The organism is Pantoea sp. JGM49 (assembly GCF_018257655.1).
Taxonomy (GTDB): Bacteria; Pseudomonadota; Gammaproteobacteria; order Enterobacterales; family Enterobacteriaceae; genus Pantoea; species Pantoea communis.
Map to the genome: position 1 here is coordinate 173676 of NZ_JAERJM010000004.1, position 21675 is coordinate 195350.

The following is a 21675-nucleotide window of genomic DNA, read 5'->3' on the forward strand; positions in this document are numbered from 1 at the left end:
GTATGGCTTTTCTTGATCTATGGCATCTTGTAGAATGCGCTTCACAAAGCCCTGACAAATATTGGGACATCCCAACCCGAATCACCATGACGCTGCTTGCTCTCGGAATCAACCACAAAACCGCACCTGTTGCGCTGCGCGAACGCGTTGCGTTTCTGCCAGACACGCTGGATCAGGCTCTGAATAGCCTGTTGTCCCAGCCGATGGTTCAGAGTGGTGTGGTGCTCTCAACCTGTAATCGTACTGAACTCTATCTCAGCGTAGAGCAGCAGACAGATTTGCAGGAGAGGTTGGTGCGCTGGTTGTGCGAGTATCACGATCTGCGTGAAGAGGATGTCCGTGCCAGCCTTTACTGGCATCAGGACAACGCCGCCGTCAGCCATCTGATGCGCGTTGCCAGCGGTCTGGATTCGCTGGTATTGGGCGAACCGCAAATTCTCGGCCAGGTTAAAAAGGCCCATGCTGATTCTTCGCGTGACCATGCGCTAAGCAGCGAGCTGGAGCGCATGTTCCAGAAGACCTTCTCCGTCGCTAAACGCGTGCGCACCGAAACTGAAATCGGTGCCAGCGCGGTCTCTGTCGCCTTCGCCGCCTGTTCTCTGGCGCGTCAAATCTTCGAATCACTCAGCACGGTCAACGTGTTGCTGGTGGGCGCCGGGGAAACCATCGAGTTAGTGGCGCGTCATCTGCGTGAACACAAAGTGCAGAAGTTGATGATTGCCAACCGCACCCGCGAGCGTGCGCAGCTGCTGGCCGATGAAGTGGGCGCAGAAGTGATTGGGTTGGGTGATATTGAAACCCGTCTGGCCGATGCGGATATCATTATTTCTTCTACTGCCAGCCCGCTGCCGATTATTGGCAAAGGCATGGTGGAGCGCGCCTTGAAAGCACGTCGCAACCAGCCGATGCTGCTGGTGGATATCGCCGTACCGCGTGATGTCGAACCTGAAGTGGGTAAGCTGGCGAACGCCTATTTGTACAGCGTCGATGATTTGCAAGCGATCATCGAGCAGAATATGGCACAACGCAAAGCCGCTGCAGTCCAGGCCGAAAGCATAGTTGTGCAGGAAAGTGGCGAATTTATGGCATGGCTGCGTGCGCAAAGCGCGGGCGACACCATTCGCGAATATCGTTCACAGGCGGACGACGTGCGTGCCGAGTTGCAGGAGCGTGCGATTGCCGCGCTGCGTCAGGGCGCGGATGCCGAGAAAGTCTTGCAAGAGTTAGCGCACAAGCTGACCAACCGTCTGATTCATGCACCAACCAAATCACTGCAGCAGGCCGCGCGCGATGGCGACAACGAACGCCTGCAGATCTTACGTGACAGCCTCGGTTTAGAGTAATCTGGTCTGTCACGACCTATCACTGGGATACCCTCTATTACATGAAGAGCTCTATTGTTGCCAAGCTGGAAGCCCTCCAGGAACGCCACGAAGAAGTTGAAGCGTTGCTGGGCGATGCCGGCGTCATTGGCGATCAGGAACGTTTTCGCGCCTTATCACGCGAATATGCACAGTTGACCGATGTGACCCGTTGCTTCCGCGACTGGCAGCAGGTGCAGGAAGATATCGAAACAGCTGAAATGATGCTCGACGATCCTGAAATGCGTGAAATGGCTAACGAAGAGTTAAAAATTTCGCGTGAGAAGCGTGAAGTGCTGGAACAACAGCTTCAGGTGCTGCTGCTGCCAAAAGACCCTGATGATGAACGTTCGTGCTTTGTGGAAGTGCGCGCCGGAACCGGCGGAGATGAAGCGGCAATTTTCGCAGGCGATCTGTTCCGTATGTACAGCCGTTATGCCGAAGCACGCCGCTGGCAGGTCGAGATCATTAGCGCCAACGAAGGCGAGCACGGCGGCTACAAAGAAGTTATCGCCCGAATTAATGGTGAAGGCGCTTACGGTCGTTTGAAATTCGAATCCGGCGGTCATCGCGTTCAGCGCGTCCCGGAAACCGAATCTCAGGGCCGTATTCATACCTCTGCCTGCACCGTGGCGGTGATGCCAGAATTGCCGGAAGCAGAAATGCCGGAAATCAACGCGGGCGACCTGAAAATCGATACCTTCCGCTCCTCAGGTGCCGGTGGTCAGCACGTTAACACCACCGACTCAGCGATTCGTATTACCCACTTGCCCACCGGTATTGTGGTGGAGTGTCAGGACGAACGTTCCCAGCACAAAAACAAAGCCAAAGCGCTGGCGGTATTGGGTGCGCGTATTCATGCCGCCGAAACCGCCAAGCGTAATGCGGCAGAAGCCTCAACCCGTCGCAACCTGTTGGGCAGCGGCGACCGTTCGGACCGTAACCGCACTTACAACTTCCCGCAGGGTCGTGTTACCGATCATCGTATCAACCTGACGCTGTACCGCCTGGATGAAACCATGGAAGGGAAGCTGGATACGCTGATCGAGCCGATTGTACAGGAGTATCAGGCCGATCAGCTGGCCGCGCTGGCTGGACAAGACTGATGATGATTCGCCACTGGCTCAAGCACGCAGTGTTCGCACTCTGTGGCGGAGACAGCCCGAAACGGGATGCGGAGATTTTGCTGGGGTTCGTAACGGGAAAATCACGCAGCTGGCTGGTGGCGTTTGACGATCATGAACTCGACGCTACTCAGCTTGCCGAACTTGATGCGCTGCTGGCGCGTCGGGTGAAAGGCGAACCGATTGCGCATCTGGTGGGCGAGCGTGAGTTTTGGTCGCTGCCGTTGCGCGTCAATGATGCCACATTAATTCCGCGTCCGGATACCGAAGTGCTGGTGGAACAGGCGCTCTTACGTATTCCCGCAACACCGTCCTCCTTGCTCGATCTTGGCACCGGCACCGGTGCTATCGCATTAGCGCTGGCGAGTGAACGTCCTGACTGCCAGGTGTTGGGCTGCGACCGTATCCCAGCAGCCGTGGCGCTGGCGGAAGAGAATGCTCAGCGGTTGCACATCAGCAATGCGCGTTTCCAGCTCAGCCACTGGTTCGATGACATTCCCGCCCAGCGTTTCGATCTCATCGTCAGCAATCCTCCTTATATCGACGCCGCCGATGAGCATCTGCAGCAGGGCGATGTACGCTTTGAACCGCTTAGCGCACTGGTGGCCGACGAGGCGGGGCTGGCTGATTTGCGTTTGATTATTCACCGTGCCCCACATTGGTTGCAGTCTGGCGGCTGGCTGTTACTGGAGCACGGCTGGCAACAAGATGAAGCTGTGCGCGAGATCATGACGCAGCACGGCTATCAGCAGGTCAGCAGCATTAACGATTATGGCGGCAATCCGCGCGTCACACTTGGGCAATTTTTTTGATTTAAGGAAGCACCATGGCAAGCTGGTATCCGCTGATTAAACATTTTCACCTGCTGACGGTTGCCCTGACTATCAGTCTGTTTTTACTGCGCTTTTACTGGCTAACCACCGGTTCGGCAATGCTGCAGCGCCGCTGGGTTCGCATTGCGCCGCATATTAATGACACCTTTTTATTTCTCAGTGGCGTATTGCTGGTGGTGATTACGCACTTTTATCCGTTCTCACCGCAAGGAAGCTGGCTGACGGAGAAGCTGTTAGGGGTTATTATCTACATCGCCTTAGGTTCCGTGGCATTGAGCCGTCGCCCACGCAAGATGGGGACACGTTGGATCGCTTGTCTGATTGCAATCGTAGCACTGCTGTTTGTGATTAAGCTGGCGATGACCAAAATGCCGTTATTGGGGATAGTATGACCTCGCCAGAGCTAGTTGATTACAGTGAAACACCGTTGAGTGAAGCGGTGATTGGCGCAACCTGCGCCATACGCAATGATTTTTCTGCGCCATCCGTTCAGCAACAGCTGGCGGCATTAGTTGAAGAAGCACGGGAATACGTCAGTAGCGAACAGGATGCCGACTTGCAACTGGGCAAGCTGCTTGAATTGTTTTATCGCCAGTGGGGCTTTGGTGGCGCCAGCGGCGTCTACAATTTGTCCGATGCGCTGTGGATCGATAAAGTGCTGAAGAGCCGACAGGGCACCGCCGTATCGCTGGGGGTGATTCTGTTACACATTGCCGACGAGCTGGAGCTGCCGCTGATCCCGGTGATTTTCCCTACCCAGTTGATTCTGCGTGCTGACTGGCTGGACGGTGAAATGTGGTTGATCAACCCTTTCAACGGCGAAACGCTGGATACACATACGCTGGAAGTGTGGCTGAAGGGCAATATCAGCCCGACCGCGAAGCTCTACAATGATGATCTGGATGAAGCCAAAACCATCAACGTGATGCGTAAAATGCTGGATACGTTGAAAGCGGCACTGATGGAAGAGAAGCAGATGGAACTGGCGTTAAACGTCAGCCAGGTACTGCTGCAGATTGATCCCGATGACCCGTATGAAATCCGCGATCGGGGGTTAATCTACGCTCAGCTTGAGTGTGAACATATCGCGCTGACCGATTTGACCTACTTCGTTGAACAGTGTCCAGAAGATCCGGTCAGCGAAATGATTAAAGTGCAGATTCACGCAATTGAACAGAAACAGGTGACGCTGCACTAAGCGTCATCTCGACAATAAGGAAAGGGCATGACTCAGAAAGTAGTAAATATCGGCGATATCAAGGTCGCAAACGATCTGCCATTTGTTCTCTTTGGTGGCATGAACGTGCTGGAATCGCGCGACCTCGCCATGCGTATTTGCGAACACTATGTAAAAGTGACCGACAAACTCGGTATCCCTTACGTGTTCAAAGCCTCTTTTGACAAAGCTAACCGCTCTTCCATCAAATCCTACCGTGGTCCAGGTCTGGAAGAGGGCATGAAGATTTTCCAGGAGCTGAAACAGGCTTTCGGCGTGAAAATCATCACTGATGTGCATGAAGCTTCACAGGCGCAGCCGGTGGCGGATGTCGTTGATGTGATTCAGCTGCCTGCGTTCCTGGCGCGTCAGACCGATCTGGTGGAAGCGATGGCGAAAACCGGTGCAGTCATCAACGTTAAGAAACCGCAGTTCGTTAGCCCAGGCCAGATGGGTAACATTGTCGATAAATTCGCGGAAGGCGGTAACGACAAAGTAATCCTGTGCGACCGTGGCAGCAATTTCGGTTACGACAACCTGGTTGTCGATATGCTGGGCTTCAACGTGATGAAGAAGGTCACCAACAACAGCCCGGTGATCTTCGACGTGACCCACGCACTGCAGACGCGCGATCCGTTCGGCGCGGCTTCAGGTGGACGTCGCGCGCAGGTAGCTGAACTGGCTCGTGCGGGTATGGCGGTGGGTATCGCCGGTCTGTTTATTGAAGCGCACCCTGAGCCGAACAGCGCGAAATGCGACGGCCCATCCGCGCTGCCGCTGGATAAGCTGGAGCCATTCCTGGTGCAGATGAAAGCGATTGATGATCTGGTCAAGAGTTTCCCGGAACTGGATACCAGCAACTAATTGCGTTATCCAGATGTAAGAAAGGCGCCGATGGGCGCCTTTTTTTTGCTTTGAATCTGAGCGTCAGACGCTACAGCATAATTGTCAGTAAATAGCCGGCAAACAGTGCCAGATGCGCGGCGCCGTTCAGCACATTGGTACGCCCGGTTGAGAACGAAATATGGCACAGAATCAGCGCGGCACTCATGATCACCATATGTGGTGGCTCAAGACCAAATATCAGCTGCTGACCGGTCAGGGTGGCGATAATGCTCACCGCCGGCACCGTCAGAGAGATGGTGGCTAATACCGAACCAAAGAACAGGTTCATCGCACGCTGTACCTGGTTCATTAACACCGCTTTGATGGCCCCTAACCCTTCCGGCGACAGAATCAGCAACGCCACCAGGAAACCGGTGAACTGCTCAGGTGCATTCAGTTCCGTCAGCAGATGCTCCAGCGTGTTGGCGTTCATCTTGGTCACGCTGATCACCGCGATCAGATGAATGATCAACCATACCGTGTGCCACAGTGAGCTATGCGCAGAAGGCTTACCATGATGCGGATCGCCATCGTCACCGTCATCCTCATGCTCATAAACAAACAGGCTCTGGTGCGTTTTGGTCTGAATCAGCAGGAACACGCCGTACATGGCAGCGGAGATCGCGGCAATGATCAACGCCTGAGCCGTGGTGAAGTTACCGCCTGGCAGCGCATTCGGAAACACCAGCACCAGAATCGCCAGCGGGAAGATGGCAATCATGTACTGCTTTACGCCCGCCAGATTGACATATTGGGTGGCGAATTTGCGTCCGCCCAGCAGCAGCGCAAAGCCCACCAGGCCGCCGGTGACAATCATGATGATGGAGTAGAGCGTGTCACGCATTAGCGCAGGTGCAGCATCGCCGGTGGCCATCAAGGCGGAGATCAAACTGACCTCCAGAATCACCACGGACAGGCTCAAAATCAGCGAGCCATAGGGTTCACCCAGGCGGTGTGCCAGCACGTCAGCATGACGCACCACGCTGAAAGCACTACAAAGGATGGCGACCAGCGCCAGCAGGTTGATGCCGATAATCGGCAATAATGCCGTCTGACCGCCAAAGAAGCTCAGCACCGTCAGCGCGACAATCGGGAAAATCAGTGAGTACTCGGTATGTCGGGTTTTCTCATGTGTAGCCATTCACCATCCTCTCCGGCAAAAAGAACAAAACAGGCGATCAGTGCCTGATAAATATAATGACTTTTCTGACGCAGCGCAGTGTAACTTTTCAACAGTTGTGTTTCAGGCTTTTTACGCGACTTTACTTTGTCAGGTTTTTGATTCTAATCCATCAAAAGAAGTAATTATCTACTAATAACGTAGACTATTCATTTTGTTATGAATCGATAAAAGTAATTTTGGGATAAAATAATACCTGTTTTAATCTTATTTCAATGCGGTTTATCGGAGTTTTATGAATTTAAAAAACCTTGTGTAACTAAAGTATATGTTTGCCATTTCATTGCTTTCTTCGTCATCACGCTGTTCAAGTTATCTGCCAGTCAGCCGATGCTATTTACAAAGAATTTCCCCTTTGTGATCGGGGTCAATCTTGAAACTTTTGTTAAAAATGCATTAATGTCTTCTCTTAAGTCGACGCAACGCGTGTTGCCTGTAAGACATCATCTTTGAGGAGCCGAACCGACAAGATGTCAGCGCAGTAGAGGAGGTCGCATTGTTAACCCGGGAATTTCTGTTAAAAGCGGATTGTAAAACATCATTTGGCGATATTGACGAAGCGCTGCTGTGGAGCTGTGAAAAGCGTGCCGCGTCACTCGCTGCCACACTGGCTTGTCGCCCTGACCAAAGCCCCGTGTGGATTTTCGGCTATGGCTCCCTGATGTGGAACCCGGTTTTTGAGGCGGAAGAAGTGGCTTCCGGACGACTCGAAGGCTGGCATCGTGCTTTCTGTCTGCGTCTGACCGCTGGCAGAGGAACGGTATTGACGCCCGGTCGTATGCTGGCGCTAAAAGAAGGCGGTGCAACCAGCGGTCTGGCTTTCCGTTTACCCGAAGCGCGGTTGCATGACGAGCTGGAGCTGCTGTGGAAGCGCGAGATGATCACCGGCTGTTATCTGCCAACCTGGTGCGAACTGGAACTGGAAGATGCTCGCAAAGTGACGGCGTTGGTATTCATCATGGATCCGCGTCACCCGCTGTATGAAGCAGACTCCTGTCGCAGCACCATCGCACCGTTGATTGCCCAGGCCAGCGGACCATTGGGTACCAATGCCCAGTATCTCTACTCCCTCGAACAGGAGTTGGGTAAACGCGGCATGCAGGAAGATGCGTTGACGCGTCTGGCCGCTGAAGTGAGGGCGCTGCAGCAGTCTGCAGCGCGTTAACTACTGTTTAACCGGATTAATCAGCCAGGTTCCGGGTTTGTCAATGGTCAGTGATTGGCTCATTACCTGGCTGCCATTTTGCACTTCAATTCGATAACTCCCCGCCGCCAGATTGAGTGAAGCAAAGCCGCTGCTGGTGGGTTTCACGTCCTTCGCTTCGCCGTTAAGCAGCACTTTCTCTCCCTCCTGCAAGCGCAGATAGACGGTTGCCATACCTGGCGCGCTGGCTGCTGCGCTCTGACTCGCTACCGGCGCTGACGCAGAAGGTGTCGCGGCGATCGAAGCGGTTTCACTGTGGCGATTCGTTTTCCACACCACCACCACCACGGCCAGAATGGCAATGGCAGCGGCGGCGACCAGACCAGGCGAAAGGCGACGCACGTTGCGTGGCGTGACAGGTTCAATCGCCGCCGCTGCATGATTCACCGCCATTACCTGTGGTTCAGGCACCGGAGCGGCGACGGGTTCAGGCGCTGGAGCTGGAGCTTCAACCGCCACCGGGAAGGTGGTGACCAGTGCTTCAACATCGCTCACCGGCAAATCAATCAGGCTGGCAAACGCATCAATGCTTTGTGGGCGATCGCCGGGTTTCATTGCCAGCGCACAGTCGATGGCATGCAGTAGCGGCAGGGAATAGCCTGCTGGCTTGCGTTCAACCAGTGGCTGATAGTTATCCTCGATGCAGCGCACCACGCTAACCGGAGGCGCATGGCCGGTAATCAGATTGTGCAGCACCGCGCCAAGCGCATAGATATCGGTCCACGGACCTTGCTCAACTTCACCCTCTTCGCTGTATTGCTCAATCGGGGCAAAGCCAGGCTTCAGCATGATCTCGGTTTCATCGGAGAGATTGCCGATCTCCTTCCGCGCTGAGCCAAAATCGAGTAACACCGGCAGCTGATTTTCCTGGATTTGGATGTTATCCAGCGAAATATCACGGTGCAGATAACCGGCGGTATGGATGGTATTAATTGCGCCAAACAGCGGCGGTAACAGCCGACGAATCCAGGACTCATCGATACTGTCCGGGCTGGTGACCTGCCACTCTTTTAATGTCATCCCGCTGTAGTAGAGCGTGCCCATATAGGCGGTGCCATTCTCTTCCCAGAAGCGCAACACGTGCAGCAGGCCGGGATGATTAAAACGTGCGAGCAAACGGGCTTCCTGAATGAAGCTGTTACGTCCGGCGTTGAACAGTTTCTGGAAGCGCTCGCCACGCAACTCCAGCGACAGGTCAGCGGCACGCACCGCCAGTGAAACCGGCATGTACTCTTTGATGGCGATGGTGCGTTCCAGTTGATGGTCCCAGGCACGGTAAACAATGCCAAAGCCGCCGCCGCCAATCACTTCCTTGATTTCAAATTCATTAAACCGGTAACCCGCAGGCAGGGCATTCGGTGTGTGGTTTTCGTTTGCCGACATAGTGAACTCTCTGAACACGTCCTGTAGCGCCTGCCAGTCTGTTGACGTCAGGCGACGACCGCTAATTAATTAATGTTACGCCAGGCACCAATCGCCGGATCGGCAAGATCCGCATGCAGGGTGTCAATCAGTAACACAGTCACTTTTTGCTGTGGCATAAACTGCGACGACCAAACGCCGCGTAAGGTTTCAACCCGACTCTTCACCGTGTCACTGTCTTGACCTGCTGTCTTATCCATTTTAATCAGCAGATTGCCGGTGAAGCGCCACACATGTTGCTGGCTATCGAACGGCAGCACTAACCAACTCTCTTCGGCGTCCGGACGCGTCACGATCATGCGCTGTTTGTTCACCGCCACCACTTCCAGTGCCGGGCCGCTGAGCTTGAGGTTGGCAATGGGGTAGCCCTGATAGAAATTCACCGCCAGCGAGCGGGTTTTGTCACCACTCATCAGCGTTAATTCACTCGGGCCTTCAAGCCAGCCATCCGTGGAGCAGTGCTGCTGCGGGTTATCCGGAATAAATAGCGAGTCGCCGTTTTCGTCCCAGGAGGTGCGGAAATGACAACCCGCTGGTAGGGTAAAGTGCTGCAATGGGGTGCTGTCTGCCGGGCGTGAGAGATCCAGCGGGGCGGCATTGCTGGCACTGGCACTGGCGGTCGCATCGTTAATCACGATGGGTCGCCAGTTCTGTAATTTTGCTGCGCTGCCGTTGGCCAGCACGCTGCCGTCTTTATTGGTCATCTGCCACGGGATTTCATCCAGCGTGCCGCATTGATTCGCCAGCAGCGTGCCAACGCGCGGCAGGAAGCTGGTCAGAATGCTGGAATCAGTGCTTTTGCCGGAAACAATACGCAACGGCAAGGTCTCTTTGCACCAGTCGTTGGGTGAATTGCTGGCCACATTATCGATATAGACTTCAAGCGACAGACTCGGCGAATAGACCACACGATAATCATCAGCTTGCGCATTTAGAGCCAGCAACAGGGTCGCTAAGCCCGGCAACCACACTTTCATAAGGGTCCTTGGGATCAATAACGTGTCGGCAGAAAACGTGCCGCATCAGCCTGGGAATAAAGCAGCGTCGCTTCCTGCGGTTCGCCAATCCAGATGGCCAGAGCGCTGAGATTGTCGCTTTTTACACTGCGGTTAACGGCTTGTTCCATCAAAGTCAGCCACTCTTCGCAGGCATTGACCATGCGCAGGGCTTGTTCCATCTCGTGAGTGGTCAGATTGAGCCAGAACCCGTCGGTGCAGACGAGAAACGCATCGCCATCCGTCAATGAAATCACTTCACTAAAGGTGGCTGGACGTGCAGGCTCAACGCCGAGCGCATTATAGAGTAAATTACTGTTAATTCCGGTATTTTCATAGCCTGCTTCGCGCAGTTGCTGGGCCAGACTATGGTCACGCGTCACTTGACTCAACACCCCATGACGGAAGTGATAAACCCGGCTGTCACCAGCATGCGCCCACCATGCGCGCTGTGTCTCGCGGTCAATAAACAGCGCGGCCAGCGTGGTACTCATGCGAGCATATTTCGGATTTTTTCCCTGCGCCTCAAGCAACACCTGCTGGCAGTGCTCAATCGCTGCACGAGTGCTCTCGGGCGTGAACGTCGGGCTGTTGTGTAACTGGGTCAGCAGCGTATCCCGCACGATTTGCGCCGCTTTGTCACCGCCAGGCAAACCGGCCACGCCATCGCAAACCAGAAAGCAGGCTTTGTGCTCATCCAGCTCGGCTCCGGTGCGATCCTGGTTTTCATCGCGCATTCCCTGCTGGCAACGGCTGGCAAACATCATTTTCATGCGTCTTCGGTCCGAGTCTGGGAATCTTTATATTGATTCACTTCCATGTCATACGCATGCAGGAACGCTTCACCAAACAGGGTATGGAAGTCATCTTCAATTTCACCGGCAGTGCGCTGGTAGTGGCGTGAAAAGTAATCCCACAAGGCCGCTTTACGCCCGCCGTTAAACGGTAGCTTAGGCAACACGCCATCTTTACGTGCTTCCTCTTCCAGCCGTTGCGGATTGAAGGATTGCAGCATCGCCGCGATGATCGCGCGTATGCCAGCGATCATACCCAGCTGATGCGCCTGCAAATCCACCAGTGCATCGCGCACTGCCGCTTCTGGCGGCATAAAACCGGGCATCTGGCTCTGATAAATCTGCATCAATACCGTCTTACCCGAAGGCAAAATTTTAAACGGATTGTTGGCCTCATTGAGGATCATCGTCATATCGGCTTTCACGCCGCGCTTGAGGATCGAACGGGAAGAGAGCAGGGCAACAGTGCCTTGCGAGAACAGGCTCAGCATGCGGCCGGTCACGCGCATCTGCTCTTCGGTGATCGTCGTGTGATGGCCATTGTTCAATCCCATGCCCTCCAGCAGCGCAGCCAGCAGCTTGTCCTGATCGGCATGCGGCAACGTGGCGGGAGCCGAAGGGGTATCACTTTGTGGATCAATACCCAGGCGTGGGTCAGTCAGGCGCTCCGGACGCGCCGCAGTGGGTTCCGGCACCCTGTCGAATGCCTGCTGCATACCGAGAGGATCGGCAGTGCTGTCCGCGAAGAACGTGAGCGGGTCATCATGCTGGGTACTCTGGCAGGCAGGATCGCGCACCTCAAGGCCATAATCGCCGATTTGCAGTGCATCACCATGCTGTAATTGCACTTGTGAACCACGCTGTAGCGCCACGCCGTTCAATACCACCGAGGTCACGCTGCCCTGATTGGTCAGGCGGCACTCACCTTCCGGGGAGATATGCACCAGCGCCTGCAAGCGTGAAATGGCGCGCGATTCGTCAGGCAGCACCAGATCGTTATCCTGACTGCGGCCAATGGTTCCCCCAGGCGGTTTAAAAGCAACCGTCTTTGCTGGCACATCCGTATTGCACTGCACAATGGTAAATTGCATGAGTCATCCTGTTAACAAGGAAAACGCTGCGGCTCATTCAAACATGGGTGGATAGAGGCCGTTGCGTCCCGGCTGTGCACCTGCCGCCGGGTTAAACAGTAACGCAAAAAGTTGCGCGGTGAGCGGCCCACTGTGTTTGTGTGTGGCGTGGGCAAAACCGTCACTGCGATTACTCCACCAGTAGCTAATATGCTGCTGGGGATCGAATTTATCCGCCACTTCACGCCAGCTCAGTGTGCAGGGCAGATCATCAAAACCAATCACATCCATAATATCGCTGCGCTGATTATCCGGGACCATCAGCGGCGTGACGCGTTGCATCTGCTGCTCCAGCGCATCCGGGTTCAGCCGGTCACGCACGCCGCGTAGTAGCAGCGTCCCCAACTCCTGAAACCAGTCGCCCGACATGGCCAGCTGAGCGCTGTGCCAGTGGCTGAGCGGAAAACTTCGCAAAGCCAGCAGCGGCCAGCTGCGCCCCACGCGATCGCACGAAGGCAGCAGGCAGCCCATCTGCACCTGCTGACGTAGCGGCGACAGCGGCAGAACAAAATTCCAGACAGGTGCGCGCAGAAACAGCTGAGTGGAGGCATCGGGTTGCTGATGCCAGTGCATGAGCCCCTGTTGAAACCAATGGCTCCAGGGCGTCACGGTATTCTCACTCAGGCGCTGGCGCAGGAAATCGCCGGTGGCCGGTAATTTGCCGTACCAACCCGGCGCGGTGTGCGTCGCCATGGTTACCTCACCATTACTCACTGTGTCCGGTCAATCGCTGCGAAACCCGCTGTGGTGCAATCGCCAGCGAACTGCCATTCGCACCGGCAATTTTCAGATTTTCTGCAAGCTTGCGCATCATTAGTGCGTTATCTCGCGCATAAGGCGACGACTGAATCTGCTGATCCAGAAGCTGGCTAAGATGCCAGTCAAGCTGCTGCAAATCCCGGGCGCTGACATCATCTGGCAGATTGCGTTGAAGATTCTGCATCAGCCAGGCGCGCAGGAATTCGCCGTCATAATTGCGCGGTTGATACAACATCTGATAGGCACGCAGCGCATTGCGGCTGTATTCATTGTCGTTACCGGGGTCATCACGCAGCAAATTGGTGATTTGCTGGGCCACGCGCGGTAACAGTAGAGACTTAAGCGCATTTTGATAAAGCACCCATGCCGCATCGCTTACCTGGTTGCCACGATAGAGACCCACGCGCATGCTAAGCGGTGGATTGTCGAGGGAAAAGCGCTCCGACAACGGCAGCTTCACCAGGTTATTTAAGAAGGGTAGCAGATCAAAGATATTATCGGCTGGCTGATGAATCACCTGCTGACTCTGACGAGTCATTGGCTCAATACGCTCGGCAACCTGGTTAAGATATTGCTGGTTCTGGACATAGCTGGCCAGCCATAAACCGGAGAGCAAAAGCAATGCGCCAGTGAGCGCACCGTAGCCAATCCAGTGGAACAGGCGGTTGCGGTACTCCCAATGGCGGTTACTGCCCGCTAAGCCACTTTCGCGGAACACCAGATCGCTAAGCAGGTCGCGGATAAAGAAACTCTGGCCTTTATTGCCGGGGATGGGGTTATTACGGGTGACGCTATCCCAGGTGGCGAGGCTACTTTCACCGGTATGTGGCAATTGAAGCTTACGGTTGAGTTCGCCCATGATGCGATCAAACGGTAAGCCTTCCTGAGTCCCGCTGGTAAAGAATAAGCCGCGCGCTGACCAGGCAATCTCATCCTCATGGCGCGAGAACACCACATCCAGGTACTCATTCAGCAACGGCCTTAACGAGCTGAACTCCTGTGGGAACAGGAAACAGTCAGCACGCAGGGTGAGATCGCGTTCATTCGCCATCACCGTGGGCAGTTGCTGCTGCAGGCGCTGTTCCAAACGCTGATATTGCTGGCTAAAACTGTTATGCCAGTCATCTTTGTGCGGTTTACCCGGTTCCCAGGGGAAGGTGAATCCCCAGATGGCGTCGCGCTGCGGTTTGCTCAGGCCTTCGTTAAAGCTTAAAAACCCTTTCAGCAGATCGGTCTTGGTCACCATCACATACACCGGGAAATGGATACCAGTTTGCTGGTGTAACTCCTGCATGCGGCTACGTAACGCGCTGGCCTGTGCGTGACGCGCTTCCGCGGAATCGGTGAGCAGATCAGCCACGCTGATAGTCATGATCACGCCGTTGATCGGCTGGCGGGTGCGATAGCGTTTCAGCAGGTTAATAAAACTCTGCCACTCGGCGCCGTCGCGTGCACGCTGGCTCTCCTGCAGGGCATATCGCCCTGCGGTATCGATCAACACCGCGCTGTCGGTAAACCACCAGTCGCAGTGACGCGTGCCGCCGACGCCGCGAATCGCCGCTTTGCCGAGGCTATCGGTGAGCGGAAACTCCAGTCCGGCATTAAGCAGGGCGGTGGTTTTGCCCGCGCCGGGCGCCCCAATCATCACATACCAGGGCAGTTGGTAGAGATAGTGGCTCTGAAAGCGGGCCAGCCAGTTCTGTTGATGACGTCGACCAAACTGTGTGCGTTTCAGGCGCAGCGCTGCTTCACTGAAGCGCTGAGCCAGCAGCGTATCAGTGGCCTGACGATCGGACAGCTCTTCGTGACTCATCTCCTGCAAACGGTTGAGGAGTTTACTGTTAAACCAGCCGCGCCAGATCGCCGGGATAAACTGGAACAGCACCCAGCAGAAGAACAGCAAACCGACCAGCAGTTGACGAGGAAACACCGGCTCAAGGGGGCGGGTGTCTCCCCAACTCCACAGCGGGCCGAGCATCCACAGCACACAGCTTAAGGCAGTGACACCAATCAGGCTCCACAGCAGGCGGTGGGTTAACAGATGTTGCAGCGATGCGCGCATCACTCACCTCCTGGATGATTGCCAAGGGTTTCCGGTGCGGCAAACAGGGTGATCTCCACACGGCGGTTGCGCGCGCGGTTTTCATTGCTGTCATTTGGCAGCAGCGGATTACTGTCGCCGCGGCCTTCCGCTTTCACACTGTGCCCTTCCGCCAGTTGCGGGTTTAGCAACTGGGTCACGGCGCGTGCGCGCGCAAAGGAAAATTCATAGCTTGAGGCAAAACGCCCATCCACCGGGCTGTTATCGGTATACACCGACACCAGTACCGTGCCTTTAACGGTTTTCATGGCGCTGGCAACGTGCGCCAACAGCGCGCGACCAACCTGATTGACCACGGTACCGTCAGGGGAGAAGAGTTTATCGGCAGGAATGATCACTTTACTGCCAAAGGCGCCATCGCTGACTTCCAGTTGACCGGCGGCGATCACATCATTCAAACGCTGATGCAAATCCAGCAATGCCTGCGGTGAGGTAGGGCGACGGCCGGGCATAATTTGTGGCAGCGGTGTTTGATAGATGGCGCGCAGCAGCGGCTCGGCCGCATTGCCCAGTCGCCAGTTTAGGCCGCTGTAAATCAGGCAGGCAATCAGGGCCGCTAACATCGCACAGGCCCATAGCGGCACCATCGGACGGGTTAAGCTACTGACCAGGGGATGCACTTCCACCAGCGGCACGGCCGGGTTCGTGGTCGACGGGCGCGTTTCCTGGATCAGTTGAGCGAGGCGTTTACGAATCCCTTCACACTGTGCACGGCCAGCATCGCTGCCGCGATAACGTCCTTCATAGCCCAGCAGCAGACAGTAATGAATCAGCTCCAGCAACCACAGGTGTTGCTGCGGGCTTTGCGAGACGCGGGAAAGTAGCTGAAACACTTTTTCGCCGCCCCAGCTTTCATTATGGAAAGTGACCAGCATGCCGTTCCCTGACCACACACCGCGCGTACCCCATGGAGTTTGTGCGGCAGCTTCATCCAGTACGCTGCATAAGCAGTAGCGCGCACCAATAATCATCTCAAACGGCAAACCGGCTTGCTTGCAGCGATGTTCGAATTGGCGGATCTCTTCAATGAGTAACTGGCGTAAACCGGCGGGATCGTCATGCGTAGCAGCCTGCCGTATACGGACAACGGCATTCAATATCGGTGCTGCGGCATTAAGCAAAAGGTTATCGTTGCCCGCGACAATGCCATCGCGGACAACAGAATCCTGGGTCATTAAATATCTTTTTTCCTGGCAATGGCGCTAGGGAGCGTCCACAGAGTGCGACCTTGCTGTGGACAATCTGCGCCATATTGCATTATCAGTCTAGGATCCAGGTCGCGGTATCGTTGGTGCGGCAAGCCTTGCTGGCTCCGCCAACGGCCACGCAGACCTGTTTAGTACGGCGGGGACGTGGACGGTCGCTACGCAGGGTGGCGTCATAACGGCTACTTTCAACCCCGGCTTTCGGCGGGATGTAACCAATCAGCTGTCCATTGGGTTCATCGGCAACGGCTAACCAACTGTGTTCGACACGTCCTAGTACTTCAAAGGGTTTAGCGTTATCGAGATAACGAACGACCTTGCCGCCATAATCTGGCGTGGTCATCACCGACGCCGCATACAGTGCGCGGAAACTCTCATTAACCGGCGTGAATTCGCCTGGCGCTGCCACCGCATGACGGTGAACCAGCTTGACGCCATTTACCTCACTGGTGACCAGGGTGTCATCAGTCATCGGCGGTGGTGGCGCTTTACAACCCGCCAATGTCAATACTGCCAGCAGAGTGAGCAACAGACTCTTATTCACCATGAACCTCAAATTTCATCAGATTAGCTGCAGATTAATATGTGGCACACGCATTTAAGGCGGGCAGAGTATGCAGCGGGAAAGCCATCAAAAAACAGTCAGATTACAGAAAGATAGTACTGTGCTCAGTCTACCTAAGACTTTTGAGAATTCAATCCATTGCATAGCGAGAAAACCCGTGCTAACGGGCGAAAACAGCGCATAGCAGGGGGATAAAAAACCTGTGCCTTTAGTGATAGATAAGCTGAATTTACTTATTTAGTCGTGTAAGTGTGTGACGCAGGCGATAAAGCCGAAGTGCCGTAGAAAGATGTCTTGTCATTGGTAAGTCTTCTTAATCTTTCCTTAAGGTTAAAAAAAGATTGCGCAGGTAAACAATTTTCTTACTTTCGGAATTTCCGTGCACATTTCCGCCAGCTTTAAAGTCAGTCCGGCACGGCTTTTGCTTAAAGTCGTTATGTCTATTTTGCTCAAGAGAACCTTATGAGCCGGGCTTTAGAATATTTGCGCGCCAGCCGCGCCAGCGAAATTGCCAGCCTGCGACGACTTCTGCGCACAGGCGAACAGATTCTCACCATCAGTGAGTTAATTCACGTGCTACAACGTGAGCGCGGTGCCAGCAACATTTGGATCTGTTCCGCAGGACGGTTGTTTGGCGATGAGCTGGATGCGCGCGCACTTGAGGTAGAGCAGCGACAGGAAAATGCCCTTATGGTCCTGCCGGAAGCGGTGGCGCAGCCGGGTTACAGCCGTTTCTGTATGCTAATTGCCGCAGCGCTGCAGTCGTTAGAGAGCCTGCCATCGTTACGCCAGCAAATTCGGGCGGGGCAGTGCAGCCATGCAGAGGCGATGGAGGGCTTTAATCACATTATCCGCACCTTACTTAATCTGGTCTTCGAAGCCACCGACACGGCCAGTGAGCCGGAGATTTCCCGCGCGCTGATTGCGCTCTTTAGCTTTATGCAGGGTAAGGAGTTGGCGGGGCAGGAGCGCGCTACTGGTTCAGCCGGGTTTGCTGCCGGGGAGTTTACCGCGGAACAGCGCCAGCGGATTCAAATGTTGATCGCTGCTCAGGAGAAAAGCTTCGCGACCTTCAGTCAGTTCGCGGATGCGCAAAATCAGCAGCGATGGCTAGTGATGGCGGATGCGGACAGCCAGATTGAGCGACTGCGGCGTATTGCCTGCACCGGCGCGCAGTGCGGTGAGAATGGCGTGCTGCAGTGGTTCACGCTGCTGAGCCAACGTCTCGATCAGATGAAACAGATTGAAGATGAACTCTGCAGCACATTAATGGCGTGTTGCCAGCGCGCCATTGCGGCGAGTGAACAAGCTGAACCCCAGCACCTGACGATCAATGAGGACGCGAGTTTCTCATTGTATGTCGCTGGCGCCAGCTGGCTGGGTGAGCAGGTAACCACACTGGACAGTAACGGTCTCGCCCCCCAACTCGGCCGCTCTGTGCTGTCACTGATTCGCGAGCAGGCGCAACGCTTACAGGCACAGGCGGATGAACTAGCCACCATGCGTGCTTCTCTGGATGAGCGAAAAGTCATCGACCAGGCCAAGGGATGGCTAATGCAGCAGCACGGTTTTAGCGAGCAGGAAGCGTGGCAAGCGTTGCGCAAAAGTGCCATGAATCAGAACAAACGCATGCTGGATATTGCTCAGGCGATCCTCGCTGTAGCGGCCACGCTGAAGCCATAACCCGAAGGAGGTAGTTGCACAAAGCTTGTGCGTATTATGCGTCCTGGCAGTGCAAAGCGGAGTCAGATTCACGGCTCAATGGCGCGCTAATATTGATTTTGCAGTAAAAAATTTTCTGGCACAGGCTTTGCAATATTCCACTGACATTGCGCATTTGTTTCGCCAACGGCGGTGAAGCGAGTGCTTTGGATAAAGGCGTCCGGCCCCATGTTTTTACGACATGCGGGAGGACGCCTTTTTTTATTTCTTTTTTTTCAGGAAGCGCATGATGAGTAAAACGCGGTTTTCAGTCTCACGTCGTCAGTTCCTGCTGGGTAGCGCGGTGGTAGGAAGCAGTTATTTACTGCCGGGCTTACGCAATGCGGTATGGGCTGCCGGTTCAGATGCGCCCGAAAAAAGCAGCGTGCGCGTGGGCTTTATTCCACTCACTGACTGCGCTCCGGTGGTGATGGCTTCTGTAAAAGGTTTTGATAAGAAGTACGGTCTGACGCTACAGCCGAGTAAAGAAGCCAGTTGGGCGGCGGTGCGCGACAAACTCACAGCCGGAGAGCTGGATGCGGCACACGCGCTGTATGGCATGATCTACGGCTTACAGCTTGGCGTAGCAGGGCCACAACACGACATGGCTAACCTGATGACGTTGAATAACAACGGTCAGGCCATCACGCTCGCCAATCAACTAAAACAGCAGAAGGTCAGTGATGCCACCAGCTTGCAAAAGCTGATCGCCAGCCAGGCGAAAGGCACGTTCACCTTCGCGCACACCTTCCCGACCAGCACCCACGCCATGTGGCTCTATTACTGGCTGGCAAACGCCGGTATCGATCCGTTTGAGGATGTGCGCACCGTGGTGGTGCCGCCGCCGCAGATGGTGATGAACATGAAGATGGGCAACATGAGCGGCTTCTGCGTGGGCGAGCCATGGAATCAGCGCGCCATCAGCGACAACATCGGTTTTACCGCCACCACCACGCAGCAAATCTGGCCCGATCATCCGGAAAAAATCCTCGCCACTCGCGCGCAATGGGTGAAAGAAAACCCCAACACGGCGCGCGCCATGACGGCAGCGGTGCTGGAAGCCGCACGCTGGATCGATGCTTCTGATGAAAATCGCAAAGAGACCACCGCCGTATTAGCCGGGCGCGCATGGATCAACACCAAAGTTGAAACCTTAGAAGGGCGCATGCTCGGCCAGTACGAAAACGGTCTCGGCCAGAAATGGCAGGACGCGCATGCCATGCGCTTCTTCCACGATGGCGAAGTGAGCTTCCCATGGATCTCTGATGGCATGTGGTTCCTGACGCAAATGAAGCGCTGGGGCATGGTGAAGACCGCTCCCGATTACGCTGCCGTTGCCCGTCAAATCAATCGTATCGACATCTACAAACAAGCCGCCAGCGCAGTGGGAGGCGTCTCCGTGCCGTCCAGTGAAATGCGCAGCAGCACGCTTACTGACGGCAAAGTGTGGGACGGCAGCAACCCCGCCGCTTATGCCGACAGCTTTGCCATTAAACGCAGTTAAGTGAGGTCAGCATGAAATCTGAAGCCCGCACGCTAAAACCCGCGACGCCTGTCGTCGCTCAACCGGCGCAGGTGATTGCGCTTAACGTGCCACAGAAACCGCGCGCTCGTCAGCGCTGGTTGCAACCGCTGCTACAAAGACTGATCCCGGCGAGTTGCGGTGTGATTTTGCTGCTGTTTGTCTGGCAGCTGGCATCAATGTCGAGCAAAGGCTTTCCAACGCCGTTTGCCACCTGGCAGGCAGCCATCACGCTGTTCGCTGATCCTTTCTACAACAATGGGCCAAACGACCAGGGTATTGGCTGGAACATCGTCGCCTCGCTGCAACGCGTGGCGGTGGGTTTTGGGCTGGCAGCGCTGGTGGGCGTCCCAGCCGGTTTCCTGATTGGCCGCTTCACCTTTGTGGCACGCATGTTCAACCCAATCATCGCGTTGCTGCGTCCGGTCAGCCCACTGGCGTGGTTGCCGATTGGCCTGCTGCTGTTCCAGCGTGCCGAACCCGCTTCCAGCTGGACCATTTTCATCTGCTCGATCTGGCCGATGGTGATCAACACCGCCGAGGGCGTGCAGCGCATCCCGCAGGATTACCTCAACGTCGCCCGCGTGCTGCAACTCAACGAATGGACGGTGATGCGCCGCATCCTGTTCCCGGCGGTATTGCCCGCCGCGCTCACCGGGATGCGCCTGTCGATGGGCATCGCCTGGCTGGTGATCGTCGCCGCCGAGATGCTGACCGGTGGTCTCGGGATTGGCTTCTGGATCTGGAACGAGTGGAACAACCTCAATGTGGAAAACATCCTGATCGCCATCGTAGTGATCGGCGTGATTGGGCTGTTGCTGGAGCAGGCACTGATGCTGCTGGCACGTCGTTTTAGCTGGGATAAATAAGGGGCCGATGATGAATCCGATTATTCGCGTACAGCAGGTGAGTCAGCGTTTTAACACCGCCAGCGGTGAATTTCTGGCACTCGATAACGTTAGCTTCGATATCCACGCGGGTGAAACATTGAGCCTGATTGGCCACTCCGGCTGCGGTAAATCCACTTTGCTCAACCTGATCGCCGGCTTAACTCAACCGAGCAGCGGCGTGTTGCTGTGTGAGAACCGCGAAATCAGCGGCCCCGGCCCCGAGCGTGCGGTGGTATTTCAGAACCATTCGCTGCTGCCATGGCTCACCGCCTATCAGAACGTTGAGCTGGCGGTGCAGCAGGTGTTTAAAGGGCAGATGAACAAGCGCGAGATGAGCGAGTGGATCGAACACAACCTCAATCGTGTGCAGATGAGCCATGCCATGCACAAGCGCCCCTCGGAAATCTCCGGCGGCATGAAGCAGCGCGTCGGTATTGCGCGTGCGCTGGCGATGAAACCGCGCGTGCTGCTGTTGGATGAGCCATTCGGCGCGCTCGACGCCTTAACGCGTGCCCACTTGCAAGACAGCGTGATGCGCATCCAGCAGGAGCTGAAAACCACCATTGTGCTGATCACTCATGACGTGGATGAAGCGGTATTGCTGTCGGACCGCGTGCTGATGATGACTAACGGCCCGGCGGCGCAGGTGGGCGAGATCCTTGCTATCGATCTGCCGCGCCCGCGTTCACGCGTGGCGCTGGCCGATGAGCCTCGCTATCACCAGCTACGCCAGCAGATCCTACATTTCCTCTACGAAAAACAGACGGCAGTGGCGTAAGGAGCGGGCG

The 21675-nt window shown here is 55.4% G+C and carries 20 protein-coding genes; 11 read left to right on the forward strand and 9 right to left on the reverse strand.

Translation table 11 applies throughout. From position 1 onward, the window contains the following. Positions 1-86 precede the first annotated feature (86 nt). From hemA to kdsA, 6 genes are read left to right on the forward strand one after another with little or no spacing between them, the layout of a single operon-like run. Positions 87-1343 carry a glutamyl-tRNA reductase gene (hemA, locus tag JK231_RS08930; protein WP_058960216.1) on the forward strand — a complete coding sequence of 419 codons (1257 nt, stop codon included), beginning with the start codon at positions 87-89 and terminating at the stop codon, positions 1341-1343. A gap of 41 nt (positions 1344-1384) precedes the next feature. After that, a complete protein-coding gene (gene prfA / locus JK231_RS08935) occupies positions 1385-2467 on the forward strand; it encodes a peptide chain release factor 1 (protein WP_034824272.1) in 1083 nt (360 codons plus the stop codon). Next, on the forward strand, positions 2467-3297 hold the full coding sequence (gene prmC / locus JK231_RS08940) for a peptide chain release factor N(5)-glutamine methyltransferase (protein ID WP_211728402.1): 831 nt from the start codon (positions 2467-2469) through the stop codon (positions 3295-3297). Before prfA ends, prmC begins: the two co-directional genes overlap by 1 nt. Positions 3298-3311: 14 nt before the next feature. Beyond that, positions 3312-3710 (forward strand): SirB2 family protein, encoded by a 399-nt coding sequence (locus JK231_RS08945; protein WP_211728403.1) that lies wholly within the window; start codon positions 3312-3314, stop codon positions 3708-3710. Beyond that, a complete protein-coding gene (gene sirB1, locus JK231_RS08950) occupies positions 3707-4516 on the forward strand; it encodes an invasion regulator SirB1 (protein ID WP_034824266.1) in 810 nt (269 codons plus the stop codon). Before JK231_RS08945 ends, sirB1 begins: the two co-directional genes overlap by 4 nt. 27 nt (positions 4517-4543) lie before the next feature. Then, positions 4544-5398, forward strand: coding sequence for a 3-deoxy-8-phosphooctulonate synthase (gene kdsA, locus JK231_RS08955; protein ID WP_034824264.1), 855 nt, complete (start codon positions 4544-4546; stop codon positions 5396-5398). 70 nt (positions 5399-5468) lie between these two features. Here kdsA and chaA read toward each other — a convergent pair whose 3' ends face one another. Continuing rightward, on the reverse strand, positions 5469-6560 hold the full coding sequence (gene chaA / locus JK231_RS08960) for a sodium-potassium/proton antiporter ChaA (RefSeq protein WP_097116833.1): 1092 nt from the start codon (positions 6558-6560) through the stop codon (positions 5469-5471). Between the two features lie 535 nt (positions 6561-7095). Between chaA and JK231_RS08965 the strand changes: the two genes are divergently transcribed. Further along, entirely contained in the window at positions 7096-7764 is a 669-nt protein-coding gene (locus JK231_RS08965) for a gamma-glutamylcyclotransferase (protein ID WP_211728404.1), read from the forward strand. Here JK231_RS08965 and JK231_RS08970 read toward each other — a convergent pair whose 3' ends face one another. The 8 genes from JK231_RS08970 to JK231_RS09005 form a co-directional block, all read right to left on the reverse strand. Beyond that, positions 7765-9186, reverse strand: coding sequence for a serine/threonine-protein kinase (locus JK231_RS08970; RefSeq protein WP_160832811.1), 1422 nt, complete (start codon positions 9184-9186; stop codon positions 7765-7767). A gap of 65 nt (positions 9187-9251) precedes the next feature. Then, positions 9252-10202, reverse strand: coding sequence for a hypothetical protein (locus JK231_RS08975; RefSeq protein ID WP_034824256.1), 951 nt, complete (start codon positions 10200-10202; stop codon positions 9252-9254). 14 nt (positions 10203-10216) lie between these two features. Next, positions 10217-10993, reverse strand: coding sequence for a protein phosphatase 2C domain-containing protein (locus JK231_RS08980; RefSeq protein WP_045816028.1), 777 nt, complete (start codon positions 10991-10993; stop codon positions 10217-10219). Further along, the gene (gene tagH, locus JK231_RS08985; protein WP_211728405.1) at positions 10990-12105 is read right to left on the reverse strand and encodes a type VI secretion system-associated FHA domain protein TagH; all 1116 of its coding nucleotides are present in this window, start codon (positions 12103-12105) and stop codon (positions 10990-10992) included. The genes JK231_RS08980 and tagH overlap by 4 nt, the downstream gene beginning before the upstream one ends. Before the next feature lie 33 nt (positions 12106-12138). After that, entirely contained in the window at positions 12139-12837 is a 699-nt protein-coding gene (gene tagF, locus JK231_RS08990; protein WP_034828605.1) for a type VI secretion system-associated protein TagF, read from the reverse strand. 13 nt (positions 12838-12850) lie between these two features. After that, positions 12851-14965: a type VI secretion system membrane subunit TssM gene (gene tssM / locus JK231_RS08995; RefSeq protein ID WP_034828607.1), complete on the reverse strand. Its 2115-nt coding sequence runs from the start codon at positions 14963-14965 to the stop codon at positions 12851-12853. Continuing rightward, positions 14965-16179, reverse strand: a complete 1215-nt coding sequence (gene icmH / locus JK231_RS09000) for a type IVB secretion system protein IcmH/DotU (RefSeq protein ID WP_211728406.1) — start codon at positions 16177-16179, stop codon at positions 14965-14967. Before icmH ends, tssM begins: the two co-directional genes overlap by 1 nt. Before the next feature lie 85 nt (positions 16180-16264). After that, positions 16265-16756, reverse strand: a complete 492-nt coding sequence (locus tag JK231_RS09005; RefSeq protein WP_176505716.1) for an SH3 domain-containing protein — start codon at positions 16754-16756, stop codon at positions 16265-16267. Positions 16757-17236: 480 nt separating this feature from the next. Here JK231_RS09005 and JK231_RS09010 point away from each other — a divergent pair, with 480 nt between their 5' ends. The 4 genes from JK231_RS09010 to JK231_RS09025 all read left to right on the forward strand — a co-directional run bounded on the left by JK231_RS09010 (position 17237) and on the right by JK231_RS09025 (position 21665). After that, positions 17237-18457 carry a nitrate regulatory protein gene (locus tag JK231_RS09010; protein WP_211728407.1) on the forward strand — a complete coding sequence of 407 codons (1221 nt, stop codon included), beginning with the start codon at positions 17237-17239 and terminating at the stop codon, positions 18455-18457. A gap of 268 nt (positions 18458-18725) precedes the next feature. Continuing rightward, on the forward strand, positions 18726-19979 hold the full coding sequence (locus tag JK231_RS09015) for a CmpA/NrtA family ABC transporter substrate-binding protein (RefSeq protein ID WP_211728473.1): 1254 nt from the start codon (positions 18726-18728) through the stop codon (positions 19977-19979). Positions 19980-19990: 11 nt separating this feature from the next. After that, positions 19991-20866 (forward strand): nitrate ABC transporter permease, encoded by an 876-nt coding sequence (gene ntrB, locus JK231_RS09020; protein WP_097116840.1) that lies wholly within the window; start codon positions 19991-19993, stop codon positions 20864-20866. Between the two features lie 10 nt (positions 20867-20876). Next, positions 20877-21665, forward strand: a complete 789-nt coding sequence (locus JK231_RS09025) for an ABC transporter ATP-binding protein (RefSeq protein WP_097116841.1) — start codon at positions 20877-20879, stop codon at positions 21663-21665. Positions 21666-21675 lie beyond the last annotated feature (10 nt).

Excerpts from the sequence above, each read along its gene's own strand:
- JK231_RS08975 (WP_034824256.1), bottom strand. The coding sequence starts at position 10,202 with ATGAAAGTGTGGTTGCCGGGCTTAGCGACCCTGTTGCTGGCTCTAAAT.
- JK231_RS08980 (WP_045816028.1), bottom strand. The coding sequence starts at position 10,993 with ATGAAAATGATGTTTGCCAGCCGTTGCCAGCAGGGAATGCGCGATGAA.
- prfA (WP_034824272.1), top strand. The coding sequence starts at position 1,385 with ATGAAGAGCTCTATTGTTGCCAAGCTGGAAGCCCTCCAGGAACGCCAC.
- JK231_RS08945 (WP_211728403.1), top strand. The coding sequence starts at position 3,312 with ATGGCAAGCTGGTATCCGCTGATTAAACATTTTCACCTGCTGACGGTT.
- JK231_RS09015 (WP_211728473.1), top strand. The coding sequence starts at position 18,726 with ATGAGTAAAACGCGGTTTTCAGTCTCACGTCGTCAGTTCCTGCTGGGT.
- sirB1 (WP_034824266.1), top strand. The coding sequence starts at position 3,707 with ATGACCTCGCCAGAGCTAGTTGATTACAGTGAAACACCGTTGAGTGAA.
- tagH (WP_211728405.1), bottom strand. The coding sequence starts at position 12,105 with ATGCAATTTACCATTGTGCAGTGCAATACGGATGTGCCAGCAAAGACG.
- kdsA (WP_034824264.1), top strand. The coding sequence starts at position 4,544 with ATGACTCAGAAAGTAGTAAATATCGGCGATATCAAGGTCGCAAACGAT.
- JK231_RS08970 (WP_160832811.1), bottom strand. The coding sequence starts at position 9,186 with ATGTCGGCAAACGAAAACCACACACCGAATGCCCTGCCTGCGGGTTAC.
- tagF (WP_034828605.1), bottom strand. The coding sequence starts at position 12,837 with ATGGCGACGCACACCGCGCCGGGTTGGTACGGCAAATTACCGGCCACC.
- prmC (WP_211728402.1), top strand. The coding sequence starts at position 2,467 with ATGATGATTCGCCACTGGCTCAAGCACGCAGTGTTCGCACTCTGTGGC.
- tssM (WP_034828607.1), bottom strand. The coding sequence starts at position 14,965 with ATGCGCGCATCGCTGCAACATCTGTTAACCCACCGCCTGCTGTGGAGC.
- chaA (WP_097116833.1), bottom strand. The coding sequence starts at position 6,560 with ATGGCTACACATGAGAAAACCCGACATACCGAGTACTCACTGATTTTC.
- ntrB (WP_097116840.1), top strand. The coding sequence starts at position 19,991 with ATGAAATCTGAAGCCCGCACGCTAAAACCCGCGACGCCTGTCGTCGCT.
- JK231_RS09025 (WP_097116841.1), top strand. The coding sequence starts at position 20,877 with ATGAATCCGATTATTCGCGTACAGCAGGTGAGTCAGCGTTTTAACACC.
- hemA (WP_058960216.1), top strand. The coding sequence starts at position 87 with ATGACGCTGCTTGCTCTCGGAATCAACCACAAAACCGCACCTGTTGCG.
- JK231_RS09005 (WP_176505716.1), bottom strand. The coding sequence starts at position 16,756 with ATGGTGAATAAGAGTCTGTTGCTCACTCTGCTGGCAGTATTGACATTG.
- JK231_RS09010 (WP_211728407.1), top strand. The coding sequence starts at position 17,237 with ATGAGCCGGGCTTTAGAATATTTGCGCGCCAGCCGCGCCAGCGAAATT.
- icmH (WP_211728406.1), bottom strand. The coding sequence starts at position 16,179 with ATGACCCAGGATTCTGTTGTCCGCGATGGCATTGTCGCGGGCAACGAT.